The following is a 15,428-nucleotide window of genomic DNA, read 5'->3' as shown; positions in this document are numbered from 1 at the left end:
GTCCGCCGCTGACCCTCATGCGTGAATTCGACCCCGGTGGCGATGTCTTTATCGAGGGCAATTCGATCCACATGAGCATTTGTCAGAAGCGTCACATTTGCCTGGGCAAGGACAGGGTAGAGATAGGATTTTGCCATGTTCTGGCGCTGGCCGTCCCGTATGATCTGCTCCGTCAGGGCAAAGCCTTCGCCGGTCTCCTCGCGCACGCCGTTCAAACTACTGTTTATCGGTAGCCCAAGGGCGCGACAGGCATCGAGCATCGCGAGTGCAAGCGGTGACGGATCGTGCGCGGTCTGGCACCAGACGGGGCCGCCCCGGCCGCGGTACCGCTCGCTCGGTACACCTTGCCAGTTTTCGATGTGGCGGAAGGTTGAAAGCGCGGACTCGTAGCTCCATCGCCGGTCTTGTGTCACCTCAGCCCAATAGTCGAAATCACTCTTGAAGGGGCGGGCCCAGATCGTTGCATTGATACTGCTGCCGCCGCCCAACAGCTTCCCCGTATGAATCACCACGCGTTGATTGTTGACATCAGCGGACGGTTCGGAGGCGTCGCCCCAGTCCCGTTCGGTCCCGAGATTGGTGAACCACAGCCGCGGGTCGAGAACGGATGGAGCGTCGTCCCAGCCCCCCGCTTCTATCAGGAGAACGCTTTTGCTTCCGTCGGCTGCCAGTCTGCCCACCAGGGCACAGGCTGCGCTACCCGCACCGCAGACAACGTAGTCGTAGCTGCCAGCAAGTGACCGGACTTGAGAGGCTTGATTGGTCTTGATTTCCTCCAGTGTCTGGGCGACGGACTTGACCCGTGACGCTGAGAGAAAGCCCAGAGCCAGAGAAGTCGCAATGAAGCGGCGACGACCCATCGCCCCCCGCAGAAACGACGCCTCCAGTTGATCCTGCCGCGCAGCCAGTACAGCTGTCGGGGTAGAATTCCGTTTATCCTGCTTCATGACATGCTCCCTCCCAAAGAACGCCGTAGACCTGTTCTGACCGACTGTCGTCATGGACGTCGGTCCTCCAACCGGCGTCCAACAGCGGGCTCACGCCAAGGCGCAGCCCGAAGCTGTCCCTCCTATAGGGATGGAAACAATTGGCCGAGTTCGTCGCACGCGCGTGACGCGTGGAACTGGACAACCTCGTAAGTCGCCACCGAATGCTGGTAGAATGGGTCTTCCTTCATCAGTTGCTGCAGTTCTTGTCGGCTTACGCCCGAAGCGACGACCACACCGGGATCGTTATCCGCGCCACGTCCGGAAACAAGGAAAATACCGCGCGCGTATCCTGATGCGATGAATTCGCGATGGGCCTCCAGGTGTTTCATCACCGCCTCAACTGGCTGCGTGTACCGCACGAGCACGACGAATATCGGCGCATCGATGGTCTTCATTTGCTCAACTCGCTTTCTGCCTGGATACCCTGTACGGGCAGGCGACGATCGATGGGGCCGACCTTGCTGGTTCGATCCCGCCGATGTCGCTGTCTCATTACTACCGGTTGTTGGGCCAGTTGTGCATGAGCTCTTTCCAGCGAATAAAGCCGACACCCGGGGCGCCCATCATCTTTGTCTTTTCGACCGGATATTCGTCCCAGGTGCAGAACTCGAGCTTGTGGCCTTCCGGAGAGCGGAAGTAGACCGAGACGACATCGATATCGCGATGGGCCATCGGCCCGAAGAAGGGGATGCCCTCGTTCTTCAGTCGCTCGATGTTCGCATCGAGCCCTTCGACGCTTGTCCGGAAGGCCCAATGAGGAGCAATGTTCGGATCGTCGGCCTGCGGGGTGGATGGACCTGTTTCCGCCGTGATTTGCAGGAGAGTGCGGCCGATCCGGACAAAAAGGTGCGGCTTTCGGTTCGTTCCCCTGTCGTAGTCGTCAAAGCCCGCATAGTAATAAGGTTCACCTCCGAGGAACTCCCGGATAAATTGCTCCATCATAACGATGTCTGTCACCGGCAGCGCAATATGATCGACGCCCCAGAGTCCGAAGGCGTTGTCGCTCTTGTCTTCGCGGCCACCATGACGGGGGTTGATGTTCATCAGGTGGCCGGTATCGGGCCGCGCCTGTTCTGTCTTAAACATTTGTTTTTTCTCCTGTTGTGGTGCTGTACATCCCTTTGCATGGTGCGGGATCAGCACTGGATTTAGTATCGCCGCTCGCGGGAGTACCTCTCCGCACCTACATGAAGCGGGACAAAGGTGTTCTTCCACATGACCGAGAAAGGTCGACTGTTCCTGTCAGCCCTTACTCGGGAACAAACAGCGACTTGATTTGAGTCTTCTGTCGATTGATGCCGCGGAGAGTGGAATAGACGAGTTGGCCTGGAAGATCCTGATGGCAAAAAAGAACGTCCCCCGAAAAATCGATAGTGGGAGTGTTTTCCTCCAGGCCGCGTAGCAAACGCCGAGGAATGACAGCCCGGCGTCAGTAACTGGTCTCCGTTCGAGCCAGGATATTCACGGCAACCGCAGGCTCCTCGACCGGAGACAGCCATCTCCCAAAGGCAGGCTGGTGAAGTCAACGCAATGTGATGCCCCTCGTCAACACGTCGGGCAACCGCATAAAAGTTTCGTCCGGACGCATATTGTTGGGAAGCCGCTGAACCGGCCGGCGAGGAACCAAAGTAGCCAGTCAACCCCGGACCGATCCTACTGACGTATTTCAAAAAGTTCGCTCCTGCATCCAACGACCTGATCGCGACGGGACCGTTGGTGAAATCCAGCATCATTCTTCCTCCCAGGCGGACGATAGGCATTTTGGACACCTGATAGGCAAAGCCGGTTCACCAGCCCTCCTCCGTTAGAAAAATGCTATATGACCGATTTTTAATTCTGTCCACTTTTTTGTGCGCCCTTGCAAATTTTCCTGACCCATCGCCCAGAGGCTTTGAGGGCAAACGGACAACATTGCATAGTACATTATTTATGTTTTACAGAAACATAGCAGACGAACGGCCCATTGGAGACCGGTAGCGGCGTCGCCAGATTCATACAAGAGTTTTGCCTTCAGGCGCAGCGCACCCGGCAAGAATCGCGAAAAATAAAAAATGGACAAAACGCAAAATTAATGAAATAGGAATGGGCAGGAGGATATTCATGATGCATTCAAACATTCAGAAAACCGAAGATCTGGTGAATGCGGCCTCGGCCTTGGTACCGTATCTCCGGGAGACCGCGCTTGAAACGGAGAGGGCGCGACGCGTTCCCGCGGAGACCATTGCTCGTTTAAGGGATGCCGGACTGCTTGAAGTTCTTGTGCCCCGCCAGTTTGGCGGCCATGAGGCTGACCTCACCACGGCGGCGCGGGTCATCGCGGAACTTGGCCGCGGCTGCGGTTCCACCGCTTGGGTCTACGGGGTCGCCGCATCGCAGAACTGGATTGCAGCCACGTTCGATATCGAGGCGCAGAAGGAAGTTTGGGCCCGTGGCGCGAGAACCGTGATTTCCGCCACCTACGGGATTAATCCCAAGGCACAATCGGCCGTACGGGTCGATGCCGGGTTCCGGTTGTCCGGGCGCTGGGGATTTGCCAGCGGCTGTGACCACGCCGATTGGCATCTTGCGCAGTTCCTTGCTCCCGCGGAGGGGGATAAGCCTCCGATTGCCCATTTTGCTCTCGTGCCGCGCAGCGATTTTTCGATCGAAGACGACTGGTATGTCATGGGTCTTGTTGGGACCGGCAGCAAGACAGTCATCCTCGACGACGTGTTCGTGCCGACGCACAGGACACTTGCCTACCCGTTGATGAATAGTGGGAAGACCCCCGGTTCGGCGGCCAACGCCAATCCGATGTACGCATTGCCCTTGATGTCCACGACGCCGGTCGGCATTGCGGCAACGCTGCCTGGGATCGCCCGTGGCGCACTCGAGGTCCTGATCTCTACGGCTGCCGCCGGCGACCGGGACTCGGCGCGCGGCAAGTTCAGTGACCATGTCTTGGCGCATGCATGGATCGGTGAAGCGCTGGCGGATATCGAGGCTGCAGAGATTGCGATCTTTACAAGCATGGATGTGCTGACAGCAGCAGCGCACGTGGGCAGGCAACCGACCGTCGAAGAGCGAATAAGGATCCGCCGAAATTTCGCCTTCTCGACCCGTATGTCGACCGAGGCTGCCGAACTTGTTCTCAAATGCACGGGTGCGGCGGCCACGTCGCTGGGTCATCAGACGCAGCGCGCATGGCGGGACATCAATGCAGCGGCCAGACATATCGGACTGAACTGGGAGACTTACGCAACCCAGTCTGGCCGTTATGCGCTTGGAATGGAGCCCTCTGGCCTTTTCTGAAATTAAATTCCGCAGGGAGCTCGATCCGGAGCCGTTCGCCCCTGGCCGGCAACTTGGCAAGGCGCCAGTTTCGCGCTAAAATCGGACGAAATACAAATTTGCGACATAGACCAGAGCTTGGAGGGCTGTGTTCTATCAGCGCCCGTCGTCAAACCTGACCAGGCTTCGTAGGAAGACCTAACGAGCGTGACGCGGGAAACTGCAGCGGGCCGTCCAGCTAGCACTGGTCGTCCTGCCAGCAAAAGCGCCAAAGATCTGAGGGTTTTTGGCTTACGCGTTGAACAGCATCGGAGGAATGCATGCTTGACACCGTTAATGATTCACGTTTGGCGGGGCCACCGCAGCCGGTGATGTCTTCCACGCCCGCTGTTGCCAGCGTCAATATCAGGGATCTGAAATATGTCTACGCGCCGGCAAACAAACGGCCCGTCACCGCGCTGGAAAACGTTTCGCTGGACGTGAAGACAGGGGAATTTATTTCGCTGCTTGGGCCTTCGGGCTGCGGCAAGTCGACTCTTCTTTACCTTATCGGCGGTTTTCTTTCGACCGTCGAAGGCACCATCTCAGTTGACGGGAAAGAGATTGCCGGCCCAGGTCCGGACCGAGGCATCGTATTTCAGAGTTTTGCTTTGTTCCCCTGGCTCACCGTGTTGCAGAACGTGGCCTACGGCCTGCGCAAGCAGGGCATGTCGAAGGCCGATGCCGAAGACAAGGCGCGCGGTTTCGTTAAGCTAGTCGGACTTGAAGGTTTCGAAGACAGTTTCCCTTCGCATTTGTCTGGCGGCATGAAGCAGAGGGCCGCGATTGCACGGACTTTGGCGATCGATCCCAAGATCCTCCTGATGGATGAGCCGTTCGGTGCGCTGGATGCACAAACTCGGAGTCTGATGCAGGACGAGTTGCTTGCCATATGGAGGCGCTCACCAAAGACTGTCATATTCGTCACCCACGACGTTCATGAGGCGGCCTATCTCTCCCAGCGGGTTGTCGTGATGTCGGCGCGACCGGGCCGGATCAAGACGATCGTGTCGTGCGATTTCGATCGGTCCGACCCGGCATTTGTGCGCAGTCCCCAGTTTGTCGAGAAGGTAGACGAGCTCCAGCGTCTGGTGCGTGCTGAAGCCAAGCAGGCTGAGGATGCCGTCGGCCGATGAGACACGCGATCATCCATTATTTTCCTCTGCTGATCGTCGCCCTGCTGTGGGAGATCACGCCGCGTCTGGGTATCGTTTCAGCCAATATCCTTCCACCACTCAGTGCGGTTGCCGTCTCGTGGGCGCAGTTGCTGGGCGAGGGAGAGCTCGTTTCCAACGGCCTGGCGTCACTCATCCGCGCAGGCGCTGGGCTGGCGTTTGCTATTCTGTTCGGTGGCACACTCGGGATCCTCATGGCGTGGTGGCGCCCTCTCAACGCTGCTCTCGGCCCCCTCGTGCAGATTTTCTATCCGATACCTAAGTCGGCGCTCATTCCCGTGACCGCGATTTGGCTCGGATTCGGGGACGCCTCGAAGATCCTGCTCGTCTTCATGGGCTGCTTGCTGCCGATCATGCTTGGTGCGTTCAACGGAGCCCGCTCGACCGAATCCGCTCTTGTCTGGTCTGCTCGCAGCATGGGCGCGTCAAAATTCGGCGTGCTTCGTGATGTGGTCGCCCAGAGCGCGCTTCCGGAGCTGCTGAACGGCATTCGCACGGCGCTGGCTCTTTCTTTCGTCTTGCTCGTTGCCGGCGAACTGATCTCGGCCAGCAACGGGCTCGGTTATCTGATCGGTCTGTACGGATCGGCCGGGGCCAACGATGCTATGTACGCGGTCATCGTGTCGGTAGCCGCCCTCGGATTCCTATTCGACCGCCTCTTTCAGACATTTTCGAAGAGAGTACTGGCATGGCAACAATAGAGAACGTAAAAAACGGTTCCCGACGAGCCCAAGGCACCCGCAATGCGATGATATTGAGGGCGGCCGCCGTCGGTCAAAGCTGGATTGGCCTTGTGTCACTCGCCCTCGTCTGGGAGCTCTTCGCGCGAAGCGGGCTGGTAACGCCCTTCCAGCTTCCACCACTCACATCGGTTCTTCAAACAATCTACGCGTCCGCACTGTCAGGCGAATTGTGGCAGAGCGTACAGCTGACGCTTTATCGCACGATGTCGGGTTTTTTGATCGCAAGCACGCTTGGCATCGCTCTTGGCGTCCTCATGGCTCGGAACCAAACCATCCGCTGGTTTTTTGATCCCCTCATCTCGATCATGTTTCCGGTGCCAAAGATCGTGTTTCTCCCTATCGTCATTTTGTGGCTGGGGTTCGGTGACGCCACGAAAATTTTCATGATCGTCATCGACGCGTTTCTTCCCGTTCTAACCGCGACCATCGCTGCCACAAGCACCGTGCAGCGCGATCTCGTCTGGTCAGCAAAGAGCATGGGCGCAAGCCGGACCGAACTGGTTCGGGAAGTCTTGCTGCCGGCGTCGATGCCCCAAATCCTGACCGGCTTGCAGGTGGCCCTGCCCCTATCCCTCATCATCTGCATCGTGACGGAGATGCTAACCGCGGGGGGCGGTCTCGGTGCCGACATGATCAACGCCTCGCGCTTTTCCAATTCGAAGGCGCTATTCGCCGGAATCGTCGAGGTTGCCGTCGTTGGCTTTGTCGTGATCAAGCTTCTTGCCGTTGCCCGGAAACACTTGCTGCGCTGGCATCCAGAGACGGCGCCCCCGGCTACCGTCTAGCGAAACTCTGGTCCGACGGGTGGGGGTAGGACACCGCCGGGCCGTGGGATCATAACGGTGACGTACCGCCGTTTTGCGGGCCGGCGAGGCCCTCAACAACCAGGGAGGAATGCAATGAAACTATTGTCGAAGATCGCGCTCATGGTCGGGCTGACGACCATGTTACACATGCCAGCAGCCGCAGAGCCTGTGACAATCAAGCTGTCCTGGGTCGTGCCAGTGACAAGCTGGGGCTCGATCGTGCTGGAAAAGAAGGACTTGATGCGAAATCTGGGCAAGACCTACAATCTTGAGGTCGCGCGCTTTCGTGGCACATCCGAGGCGCTTCAAGGGCTCGCCTCGGGTGACCTCGACATCGCAGACATTTCTGCGGGCGGGCTCGCGACCGCATATGAAAACGGAGTAACCGATATCAGTATTATAGCCGATGAGCTACAAGACGGCGTGAACGGCTATTATTCCACCGAGTTCCTGGTGCGGGACGACAGCAACATCCGTTCGGTGGCGGACCTCAAAGGCAAAATCATAGCAGTGAGTGCTATCGGCAGCGCGAACGACCTGATGTTGCGCGCCATGCTGCACAAGAACAAGATCAGCGATAAAGATGTCACGATTATTGAGGCGGCACCTGCAACCATGGGCGAGATGCTGAAGAGCGGAAAAGCCCATGCGTTCTCCGCGATACGGCCGTTCTCAGCCCAGGCTGCGTTCCGGGAGGGAAATCGCGTCCTTTTTACCGGGAAAGACGGGATGGGTGAAAGCGATCTCATCGTCTGGGTAGCCAAGAAAAGCTTCGTTGAAGAAAACCGAGCGGCACTCGTCGATTTTATGGCCGACATGCAGCGCGTCGCATACTGGTTTTCCGACCCTGCCAATCACGCCGAAGTGGAGAAGATTGCTGCCTCCGCGACAAAGCTCCCGGTCGAGTTTTGGCAAGGTTGGGTGTTTACCAAACAGGATTATTACCGCAATCCCGACATGATGCCCAATGCCGCTGCGCTGCAGGCGAACTTCGATCTGATGCAGCAGCTCGGATTTACCAAGAGCGCGATCAAAGTCTCAGACGTGCTCGACCCGACCATCGTAGAAGAAGCCTCCAAACGACCGCGTAACTGACACGGCGAAGGCAATGGCGCAATGTCTCCAAACGTTGCGCCATTAACAGCCGGACCGGCGGTGCTCAGTCACGGCCGGCCCCTTCCCATCGCCAGATTTGGCTCAAGTCCCTTTGACAGGTTATCTGTAAGGTGCCGCAAGATGAAAAGAACAGACAACAACGAGCAGGGCACTCGTGAGTTGGAAAATGTCATACGCCTGCCGATAAGGCCGGCCCCGGTAGAACCCGAGACGGCGAATCCGGCTGTGGACAGGAACTTGCTCGGACTGTTGCGACGAGGGATCGAATTTTCGGGGGAGCTCATCAAACACGCACTCCGGGGTTCGGCAACCTACTATGCAGGTTTTGATTGCGCCGCTGCGATACTCGGCGATTACCATGCTATGTCCGAGGATCGCGACCGAAACATGATCGATGAAGAGCGGCGGTTGAATTGAAGGCTTATCGCTCTTTTCCGATCTGGACGCAGAAGGGCAACTGCTGCTTGAGTTTCCCGGACCACGATGGTGAATCCGGGGATCATGTCACTGCGGGCTACAGCAACCCGGCTTTTGACCTCGCTGTGGCTTACCACATACCAGCACGCATGGGTTGCAAACCCAACGATTCGATCGGTCCGCAGCCTCTTTGCCTGGAAATGACCGGTCAGCCTCAGGCTATGGCTCGACATTGAGAACCCCGGGGATAGCAGACATGTTTAATACGGCAGATATCTACGATAGGCACCATGAACGGCTGCAGGTGTGCAGTCTTCAATTTCATAATTTCGGAAATCAGGTTTGCTTTTTCGGCAAGGCAGCGACTTTGCGTGTTTTCGAAGATCATACGCCCGTCCTCAAAGCCCTTTCCGAGGCCGGCGACCAGCGTGTGCTCATCGTTGATGCCGCCGGGTCCACGCGCGTCGGTGTGATGGGGGATCGGCTTGCCGCAATCGCCGTTGCCAACGGATGGGCGGGCGTCATCATAAACGGCGTTATTCGCGACAGCGCCGCGATAGGCTCATTGGCGATCGGGGTGAAAGCTCTTGGGGCAACGGCCCGAAGGAGCTGGCAGCCCACAGCCGGGGAGTTTGGCGTCACTCTCAGCTTCGGCGAAGTGACAATCGCGCCTGGCGATTGGATTTATGCAGACGTCGACGCGGTCCTGGTCGCAGCCGGCCCCCTAGATCTGTCGTCGGCTGAGGAGAAAGAAGAGTAGTCCCTGGCAAATTCCCCTTGAGACGGATCCGGCCGCCGACTGCGCCATTGCTGTCGCTGGGAATTGCTCCTCGATCGATCGTTGGGTTGGAACTGGAACTTTGCATCACCATCACGATGCCGGAAACCGGAGCAGAACGCCGGAACGAAGGATGTGCGTCCAACGGCATACCCTGTCAACGATCTTGACCGGCAGTCCTGCCGCACATCTTGGCGTTTGACCTCCGCGTCTTGATCTGGCCTTGGGAGCAGTGCTGCGGGGCCAAGGCGCAGCCGCTATGGCCTACGCGGCCCGGTCGAGATTTCGCGGCTGCCCTCGTGCCTCGTTGGCGAGATTGAACTGGGCTATCAAATCTCTCAGTCTCTTGGCTTCGTCCGACAGGGCAAAGGATGCCCGATTGGACTGCTCAACCATCGCCGCGTTTTGCTGTGTCGTCTGATCTATTGAGTTTACAGCCTTGCTGACTTCGACAAGGCCTATCGACTGCTCCCGCGCCGATGTCGCGATCGACTCCATATGGCCATTCATTTCAAGGATGAAGGAGCCAATGGCTTTCAGCGCTTCGGCAGTGTCGCGCACCAGTTTAACGCCGCTTTCGACTTCAGACGATGAATTCTGGATCAGGCCCTTGATCTCCTTGGCGGCCTGGGCTGCCCTTTGTGCCAGTTCGCGCACTTCCTGTGCAACCACCGCAAAACCCTTGCCCGCCTCGCCTGCCCGGGCTGCCTCCACGCCGGCATTCAGTGCCAGGAGATTTGTCTGAAAGGCAATCTCGTCGATCACGCCGATAATGTTTGATATCTGCTGCGACGAGGTCTCGATTTTTCTCATAGCCTCTTCGGCATGGGACACGACGTCGACTGATTTCGCGGCCGAATCATTTGCCCGTCTTGCGACGGCTCTCGCTTCCTCCGTCCGTCTGGTCGAGTTGGCGACATTTGACGCGATCTCTTCAACCGCCGCCGCGGTTTCTTCGAGAGATGCCGCCTGCTGCTCAGTCCGTCTGGAGAGATCCTGGGCGGCGGTCGCTATCTCGCGCGTGCCTACGTCGACATTGGTAGCCGCGTCTCTAATGGAACTGAGGGTCGCGGCCAGCTTGGACAAGGACTGATTGAAATCACTTTTCAACAATTCCGATCGCGGGGGGAAAGGCCTGGAAATGAGATAAGTCAGATCGCCGGCGGCAAGGGCTGCCACCGCGTCACGCAACGCCGCAATAACATCCTGATCCTCTTCGGCGGTTTTTTTGGCGCTTTGCTCAAGCAAGACCTGTTCATCAATCAGGGTAAGCGAACCGCAAGCGCGCACGGTGGTGCCGTCTGGCTGGTAGCGGCACCCCCCGGTCGCACGAAACCATCGATAGGAGCCGTTGCGAACCTTCAACCGATAGGCCACATTGTAGCGCGATTTCCCCGTCTTATCTTGCAGGTGGCCGCTAAATGCGGCGAAGGTGGGCGCGATGTCATCAGGGTGCAGACGGTCTGACCAGGATGCCATCTCATTTGGGAACTCAGCCTGCGTCTCATAGCCCAATAGCCGCCTGAACTCCGCAGACCAGACCCATCTAGCATCTCTGTGGGTAGCATCCGCCTCAGGCATGTATGCTTCCCACAATCCAATGCCACAGGCGTCATCCAGTAGAGAGGCGCGTTCACTGACCGCTGCGAGTTCCTCCCGGCAGCACTTCAGTTCCTTCTTCAAACGACCGCCCAGCATCGATTCCTCCCAGACAAATGGTACGACAACCATAAATGTAGCGTATCTTAATTAACAAAGTGCGAAATGGGCCGGTTACTGTCGTGAATATCGACAGTGGCGAAAGGCAAATACCACTCTATTGCGGGCGTTCAGACCGAAGGATCCCCCAAGTGGGCCTAAGCCTCCATGGTAAACACAACTTGCTAGCGGTAATAAAATTGATATATGTTATATTTCGGTATCGGACGATGACGGCTGGCTCGCTGCTTCCCTAAAACCACACGCGGAGACTGAGGATGACGCAAAAGATCTACTGGGTGAGTACAGCACTCCTCGCATTGATGTATCTCGGGGCGGGAATCTTCTACCTGTCCAATATCTCCGGGGTCCAACAGATGTGGGAGCATCTCGGGTTCCCGGCCTATCTCGTGCCGATTATGGCGGTGATCAAAATCACGGCTGCTGTCGTCGTTCTGTGGAGGCCTCTGATCGGGCTAACGGATTTTACCTATGCAGGCATGTTCTTCCACCTGTGTCTGGCTGTTTCTGCGCATATCAACGCGGGTGACGGCGGATTTGCACCGGCACTGGTGGGGATCGCGCTCGTGATCCTGTCCTTCTTCACCCAGAACGCGGGCCGAAAAAAACCTTCGCCTTACGGGCGGTTCCCCGGGGTTGCTCAGGTATCCCCAGAACCAGCCCGCCGCGACAATTCGATTTGATAGGGGTTCTTGGAATCCTTGAGCCACCACATGCAGGAGACCTTTATGACTACTCACGTCGCCGTCCTTGTTGGCAGCCTTCGCACGGGATCCGTTACCCGCACGCTATCGCGCGCGCTCGCAGAACTTGCGCCCGAGGGGCTGCAACTGTCTGCTATCGAAATCGGCGAAATGCCATTCTATAATCCCGATCTCGATGAGGCATCCCCACCCGCTTCGTGGCAAGCCTTTCGTGATCAGATCAGAGGATCCGATGGCGTATTGTTCGTAACGCCTGAATATAACCGGTCTGTTCCCGCGGTGCTCAAAAATGCGCTTGATGTTGGGTCCCGTCCGGGCGGCAAGAATGTTTGGGCCGGGAAGCCCGCAGCGGTGATTACTGCGTCACGGGGAGCATTGGGAGGTTTCGGCGCCAATCACCACCTGCGGCAGTCGCTGGTTTGCCTGGACGTGCCGGTATTGCAGCAACCAGAGGCCTATCTGGGCGATGCCTACAACATCTTCGATGACGACGGAAAACTCGTGAATGAGACGACGTCGGCATTTCTCTCAACCTTCATGGAAAAGTTCGCCGCCTGGATTGCCATTAACCGCCGAACCTGAGGGACTCGTTTTTTTCGGTCACATCGACTTGCCGTCACCATCCGCCTGCCATGGGTCAGCGCGCGGGAGGACTGAGACCGGCGGCGAATGCAGGTCGTTGCCGGTCCATACATGTCGGCGAGAACCGACATGGGTTCTAACTTTTGCTAAGCAAAAGCGAGTTCAGTACCTGTTTTTGATCGGGCGTCGGGAATTGACCCTTGGCCTTCAGGAGGCTGGCCCACTGAAGACCAAACACCCTGATGACCAGTTACGATTTCTTTGACGATATGCGTATGCGCAAGCTTGCCAAAGCTTGAAGTGCCGTTTCCGCTAACGCCATGACAAAGTCTGATGGCCCAGATCATATAGCCTGCAACATTCGATGCCCAGGGGTGTGCCGACTTGTAGGTTCGGGAGACGGCGGGGCAAGCATGCTATTGGTCTCGGCTCCCCTAAGAGAGCAGATCCTCAATACGGATTGGCAAAGTTCTAAGCCGCTTGCCCGTTGCATGAAATACAGCGTTCGCCAACGCCGCGGCTGCATCAGTCATTGCGACTTCGGCCACACCCTTCACGCCCGACCTGTTGGCATCGAAATCCGGCTCGTCGATGAAAGAGACGTCGATGTCGCCTATGTCTGCGTTAACCGCGACGTGATATTCGGCGATGTCAGCGTTCAACCATCCGCCATAGCGCGGATCAACTTCGCTTTCTTCTCAAAGCGCGGCACTCAACGCCCATACCACTCCGCCGTGGATCTGGCTGCGCGCTGCGCGCGGGCTCACGACACGCCCGCAATCGGCAACCGATACAACACGTGGCATGCGAATGCGTCGTGTACGCGGTTCCACACGCACCTCGACGAAATGTGCGATGTAGCTCAATGCCGTGAACTCGGGATAGTCGCCGTGAAGCCCGCCAACGGCAAACGTGCCCGCTCTTAGACGCTCCAGATGCTCAGGTCTCTGTCCCGGAGCGGTCATGGACACCTCAAGCTCGATATAGGGACGCCGCACACGTGCGAGCTGCTGATGCATATTGCCCGCAACGTTGCGCCCGCCGAGGAGCTCATCAAACGCCGAGACCATGCGCTCGGCGGCAAGAACAGCCACCGGAACAGAACTCGCAGTTCCCCAGGACCCTGCAGTGTGATGCTGCGGCGCAGCTCTTGTGTCCCCGATCGATATGGTTAGACGATTGGGATCGATCCTTAGACCGCCAAGCAATGCCTGGGCTATCGCTGTTCGAAGGCCCTGCCCCATTTCATGGCCGGCACTTGCGTAACTTGTTGAGCCGTCGGCACTCACCCTCAGTTTTGCGATCGCTGGATGCATGGGTGCCTGGTAGGATCCGCATGCCACACCCCAGCCGATCAGGGTGCCGTCGCCCGCTCTCATCGAGCCCGGCGGCGATTGCCGCGCTGACCAGCCGAAACGCTCGGCACCGCGCGTCAGACATTCCTTGAGAAAGCGCGACGACATCCGCTTACCGGTTGAATGGTCAATCTGGGTGTCGTTGTCGAGCCTCAATTGCACCGGGTCGAGACCCGTCGCATGCGCGAGTTCGTCGACGGCACTCTCGAGCGCAAAGCAAGCAGGATGTTCGTGCGGTGCTCTCATGTGAGCGGGGCTTTGGGTGTCGAGGCGCAGATCGCCGCAGGTGCCTCTGTAAACGGCGATCGCATGGTTCCCAAGAGAGCCTGGCCACGGTCAAGACCGGCGATGGCCGCGCAACCGGAGCCGGGTGAACGTTTGTTGCACGCGTAGATTCCGTCACCACCCCGGAAATACGGACACCGCGTCGTCTGGAGAATGTTGCCGCCAACAGTCGCCATATTGCGCAACTGCTGTGATGCCGCTTTGAGAAGACTCTCAGACAGCAGCGGATATTCTCGCTGAACAATCGATATCTGTGCGACATCACTCATCAAAGCGGCAGCGCCGAAGCGAAGCACGTCACCGTCTGTCTCAATCGTATCGAGATCGGCAATACCGCTCAGGTCAATAAGGTGGGTGGGCTGTTCAACGCCAAGCTTCATGAGATCATAGAGTGTCGTGCCACCCGCCAGATATCGCGCGCCCTCCCCTGCCGCTGCGTAGGCTTCCAACCCGGCCTCGAGTGTTTCAACGCGTGTATAGTTGACCGCTTGCATCACTCAGCCCCTTTCCGTCTCGTGTGCCACGGAATCAATGGCCGCCACTATTCCGACGTAGGCGCCACAGCGACAAATGTTGCCGCTCATGAATTCTCGTATGGTGCTCTTGTTGCCCACCTGCTGTTGTTGAACGCAGGCGATAGCGGACATGATTTGACCAGGTGTACAATATCCACACTGGAGAGCGTCATGGTCTATGAATGCGCGTTGCATGGGATTCAGCGTGGTGTCCGAGCCCAGGCCTTCGACCGTTGTAATGTTCCGCCCGCTCACCTTCGCCGCGAGGGTAAGGCAGGAGAGCGCTGTGCGGCCATCAATATGGATAGTGCAAGCACCGCACTGGCCGTGATCACACCCCTTTTTCGTTCCGGTCAACCCGATACGCTCCCGAAGGAGATCGAGCAGAGAAGCGCGAGAATCGATGTCCATCTCATAGATGTCATCATTGATGGTCATCGCGTCGTGAACCATCACCCCTGTTCAGCGACAATTTCTGATCGTTTGGAACTTTCCTGCGCGCTTGCTCCTGTCGAGACTGGAAGGATCGTCATCGCGACAACGCCGCTGCTTCCGGCTCCCAACACGGTGCGCTGTGTCATGCTAAAAGGTGGGGAGTCTTCAGGATCTTTCATTTTGGTCTCCCTGCAACGTATTAAAGTCAACAAATTGATCAGCGGTATGACGTAAGAACGCTGGCTGTTCAGCGTGTCGGCGAACGCCAATTATCCAAGTGCGCGATAGGCCAACTCAATCGGCGATCGCTTCCAATAAGAGAAAACAACATCGGGGGGTCGAAGGCCGTTATGTCGCAGTTGCAACTGGTCCGTATCGGCCAGTTCGATTATCGCCGCCAGATAAGAGTGGCTGCGTAGGATTCATCTCTCCGGCCGCGAGATGACGATCTTCGCGACGGTCACGTATCGTTGAGACGAAGCGGCCAACGTTGCCGACTT

16 protein-coding genes and 2 pseudogenes are annotated in these 15,428 nt (G+C 57.6%); 9 read left to right on the top strand and 9 right to left on the bottom strand.

The annotated features are described in order from the left end of the window. From Q4Q11_RS20010 to Q4Q11_RS20000, 3 genes are all read right to left on the bottom strand, one after another. On the bottom strand, window positions 1-947 hold a 947-nt coding region (locus Q4Q11_RS20010; protein ID WP_498570593.1), incomplete at its 3' end, for a GMC family oxidoreductase. Between the two features lie 122 nt (window positions 948-1,069). Then, complete coding sequence (locus Q4Q11_RS20005) at window positions 1,070-1,384, bottom strand: YciI family protein (RefSeq protein WP_498570592.1); 315 nt, start codon at window positions 1,382-1,384, stop codon at window positions 1,070-1,072. A 100-nt stretch (window positions 1,385-1,484) separates the two neighbouring features. Next, window positions 1,485-2,075 (bottom strand): VOC family protein, encoded by a 591-nt coding sequence (locus Q4Q11_RS20000; RefSeq protein ID WP_498570591.1) that lies wholly within the window; start codon window positions 2,073-2,075, stop codon window positions 1,485-1,487. A gap of 918 nt (window positions 2,076-2,993) precedes the next feature. Between Q4Q11_RS20000 and Q4Q11_RS19995 the strand changes: the two genes are divergently transcribed. The 7 genes from Q4Q11_RS19995 (at window position 2,994) to rraA (ending at window position 9,315) form a co-directional block, all read left to right on the top strand. Beyond that, window positions 2,994-4,280, top strand: a complete 1,287-nt coding sequence (locus Q4Q11_RS19995; RefSeq protein WP_498570590.1) for an acyl-CoA dehydrogenase family protein — start codon at window positions 2,994-2,996, stop codon at window positions 4,278-4,280. A gap of 299 nt (window positions 4,281-4,579) precedes the next feature. Next, window positions 4,580-5,434, top strand: coding sequence for an ABC transporter ATP-binding protein (locus Q4Q11_RS19990; RefSeq protein ID WP_498570589.1), 855 nt, complete (start codon window positions 4,580-4,582; stop codon window positions 5,432-5,434). Continuing rightward, window positions 5,431-6,174: an ABC transporter permease gene (locus Q4Q11_RS19985; protein ID WP_498570588.1), complete on the top strand. Its 744-nt coding sequence runs from the start codon at window positions 5,431-5,433 to the stop codon at window positions 6,172-6,174. Before Q4Q11_RS19990 ends, Q4Q11_RS19985 begins: the two co-directional genes overlap by 4 nt. Then, window positions 6,162-7,001, top strand: a complete 840-nt coding sequence (locus tag Q4Q11_RS19980) for an ABC transporter permease (protein WP_498570587.1) — start codon at window positions 6,162-6,164, stop codon at window positions 6,999-7,001. The genes Q4Q11_RS19985 and Q4Q11_RS19980 overlap by 13 nt, the downstream gene beginning before the upstream one ends. A 114-nt stretch (window positions 7,002-7,115) precedes the next feature. After that, on the top strand, window positions 7,116-8,117 hold the full coding sequence (locus tag Q4Q11_RS19975) for an ABC transporter substrate-binding protein (RefSeq protein WP_498570586.1): 1,002 nt from the start codon (window positions 7,116-7,118) through the stop codon (window positions 8,115-8,117). A 141-nt stretch (window positions 8,118-8,258) separates the two neighbouring features. Then, entirely contained in the window at window positions 8,259-8,555 is a 297-nt protein-coding gene (locus Q4Q11_RS19970) for a hypothetical protein (RefSeq protein WP_498570585.1), read from the top strand. A 256-nt stretch (window positions 8,556-8,811) separates the two neighbouring features. Then, on the top strand, window positions 8,812-9,315 hold the full coding sequence (gene rraA / locus Q4Q11_RS19965; protein ID WP_498570584.1) for a ribonuclease E activity regulator RraA: 504 nt from the start codon (window positions 8,812-8,814) through the stop codon (window positions 9,313-9,315). A gap of 282 nt (window positions 9,316-9,597) precedes the next feature. Here rraA and Q4Q11_RS19960 read toward each other — a convergent pair. Together Q4Q11_RS19960 and Q4Q11_RS19955 are read right to left on the bottom strand one after the other, a co-directional pair. Then, window positions 9,598-10,590 (bottom strand): annotated as a pseudogene (locus Q4Q11_RS19960) (methyl-accepting chemotaxis protein); the annotation flags it as partial. Window positions 10,591-10,626: 36 nt separating this feature from the next. After that, a pseudogene (locus Q4Q11_RS19955) lies at window positions 10,627-10,914 on the bottom strand (PAS domain-containing protein); the annotation flags it as partial. A 395-nt stretch (window positions 10,915-11,309) separates the two neighbouring features. On the opposite strand from Q4Q11_RS19955, the gene Q4Q11_RS19950 reads away from it, so the two are divergent. Together Q4Q11_RS19950 and Q4Q11_RS19945 are read left to right on the top strand one after the other, a co-directional pair. After that, window positions 11,310-11,735: a DoxX family protein gene (locus Q4Q11_RS19950; RefSeq protein WP_498570583.1), complete on the top strand. Its 426-nt coding sequence runs from the start codon at window positions 11,310-11,312 to the stop codon at window positions 11,733-11,735. 45 nt (window positions 11,736-11,780) lie between these two features. Beyond that, entirely contained in the window at window positions 11,781-12,338 is a 558-nt protein-coding gene (locus tag Q4Q11_RS19945) for an NADPH-dependent FMN reductase (protein ID WP_498570582.1), read from the top strand. 434 nt (window positions 12,339-12,772) lie between these two features. Here Q4Q11_RS19945 and Q4Q11_RS19940 read toward each other — a convergent pair whose 3' ends face one another. Genes Q4Q11_RS19940 through Q4Q11_RS19925 form a run of 4 tightly spaced genes read right to left on the bottom strand, consistent with a single transcriptional unit; the run spans window position 12,773 to window position 14,904 of the window. Beyond that, window positions 12,773-13,000, bottom strand: coding sequence for a hypothetical protein (locus Q4Q11_RS19940; RefSeq protein WP_498570581.1), 228 nt, complete (start codon window positions 12,998-13,000; stop codon window positions 12,773-12,775). Between the two features lie 36 nt (window positions 13,001-13,036). Further along, window positions 13,037-13,939: a xanthine dehydrogenase family protein molybdopterin-binding subunit gene (locus Q4Q11_RS19935; RefSeq protein WP_498570580.1), complete on the bottom strand. Its 903-nt coding sequence runs from the start codon at window positions 13,937-13,939 to the stop codon at window positions 13,037-13,039. Beyond that, window positions 13,936-14,472: an FAD binding domain-containing protein gene (locus Q4Q11_RS19930; RefSeq protein ID WP_498570579.1), complete on the bottom strand. Its 537-nt coding sequence runs from the start codon at window positions 14,470-14,472 to the stop codon at window positions 13,936-13,938. Before Q4Q11_RS19930 ends, Q4Q11_RS19935 begins: the two co-directional genes overlap by 4 nt. A gap of 3 nt (window positions 14,473-14,475) precedes the next feature. Continuing rightward, window positions 14,476-14,904: a (2Fe-2S)-binding protein gene (locus tag Q4Q11_RS19925; protein WP_498570595.1), complete on the bottom strand. Its 429-nt coding sequence runs from the start codon at window positions 14,902-14,904 to the stop codon at window positions 14,476-14,478. Window positions 14,905-15,428 lie beyond the last annotated feature (524 nt).

This window comes from Rhizobium sp. UFLA01-1127, from assembly GCF_059803845.1.
The sequence above is the reverse complement of the archived record's forward strand: the minus strand, read 5'-3'. Positions and strand labels throughout refer to the sequence as shown.

What these genes read in the sequence shown, in the direction of transcription:
- Q4Q11_RS20005 (WP_498570592.1), bottom strand. Translation starts at nt 1,384, where the DNA reads ATGAAGACCATCGATGCGCCGATATTCGTCGTGCTCGTGCGGTACACG.
- Q4Q11_RS20000 (WP_498570591.1), bottom strand. Translation starts at nt 2,075, where the DNA reads ATGTTTAAGACAGAACAGGCGCGGCCCGATACCGGCCACCTGATGAAC.
- Q4Q11_RS19990 (WP_498570589.1), top strand. Translation starts at nt 4,580, where the DNA reads ATGCTTGACACCGTTAATGATTCACGTTTGGCGGGGCCACCGCAGCCG.
- Q4Q11_RS19985 (WP_498570588.1), top strand. Translation starts at nt 5,431, where the DNA reads ATGAGACACGCGATCATCCATTATTTTCCTCTGCTGATCGTCGCCCTG.
- Q4Q11_RS19980 (WP_498570587.1), top strand. Translation starts at nt 6,162, where the DNA reads ATGGCAACAATAGAGAACGTAAAAAACGGTTCCCGACGAGCCCAAGGC.
- Q4Q11_RS19975 (WP_498570586.1), top strand. Translation starts at nt 7,116, where the DNA reads ATGAAACTATTGTCGAAGATCGCGCTCATGGTCGGGCTGACGACCATG.
- Q4Q11_RS19970 (WP_498570585.1), top strand. Translation starts at nt 8,259, where the DNA reads ATGAAAAGAACAGACAACAACGAGCAGGGCACTCGTGAGTTGGAAAAT.
- rraA (WP_498570584.1), top strand. Translation starts at nt 8,812, where the DNA reads ATGTTTAATACGGCAGATATCTACGATAGGCACCATGAACGGCTGCAG.
- Q4Q11_RS19950 (WP_498570583.1), top strand. Translation starts at nt 11,310, where the DNA reads ATGACGCAAAAGATCTACTGGGTGAGTACAGCACTCCTCGCATTGATG.
- Q4Q11_RS19945 (WP_498570582.1), top strand. Translation starts at nt 11,781, where the DNA reads ATGACTACTCACGTCGCCGTCCTTGTTGGCAGCCTTCGCACGGGATCC.
- Q4Q11_RS19935 (WP_498570580.1), bottom strand. Translation starts at nt 13,939, where the DNA reads ATGAGAGCACCGCACGAACATCCTGCTTGCTTTGCGCTCGAGAGTGCC.
- Q4Q11_RS19930 (WP_498570579.1), bottom strand. Translation starts at nt 14,472, where the DNA reads ATGCAAGCGGTCAACTATACACGCGTTGAAACACTCGAGGCCGGGTTG.
- Q4Q11_RS19925 (WP_498570595.1), bottom strand. Translation starts at nt 14,904, where the DNA reads ATGGACATCGATTCTCGCGCTTCTCTGCTCGATCTCCTTCGGGAGCGT.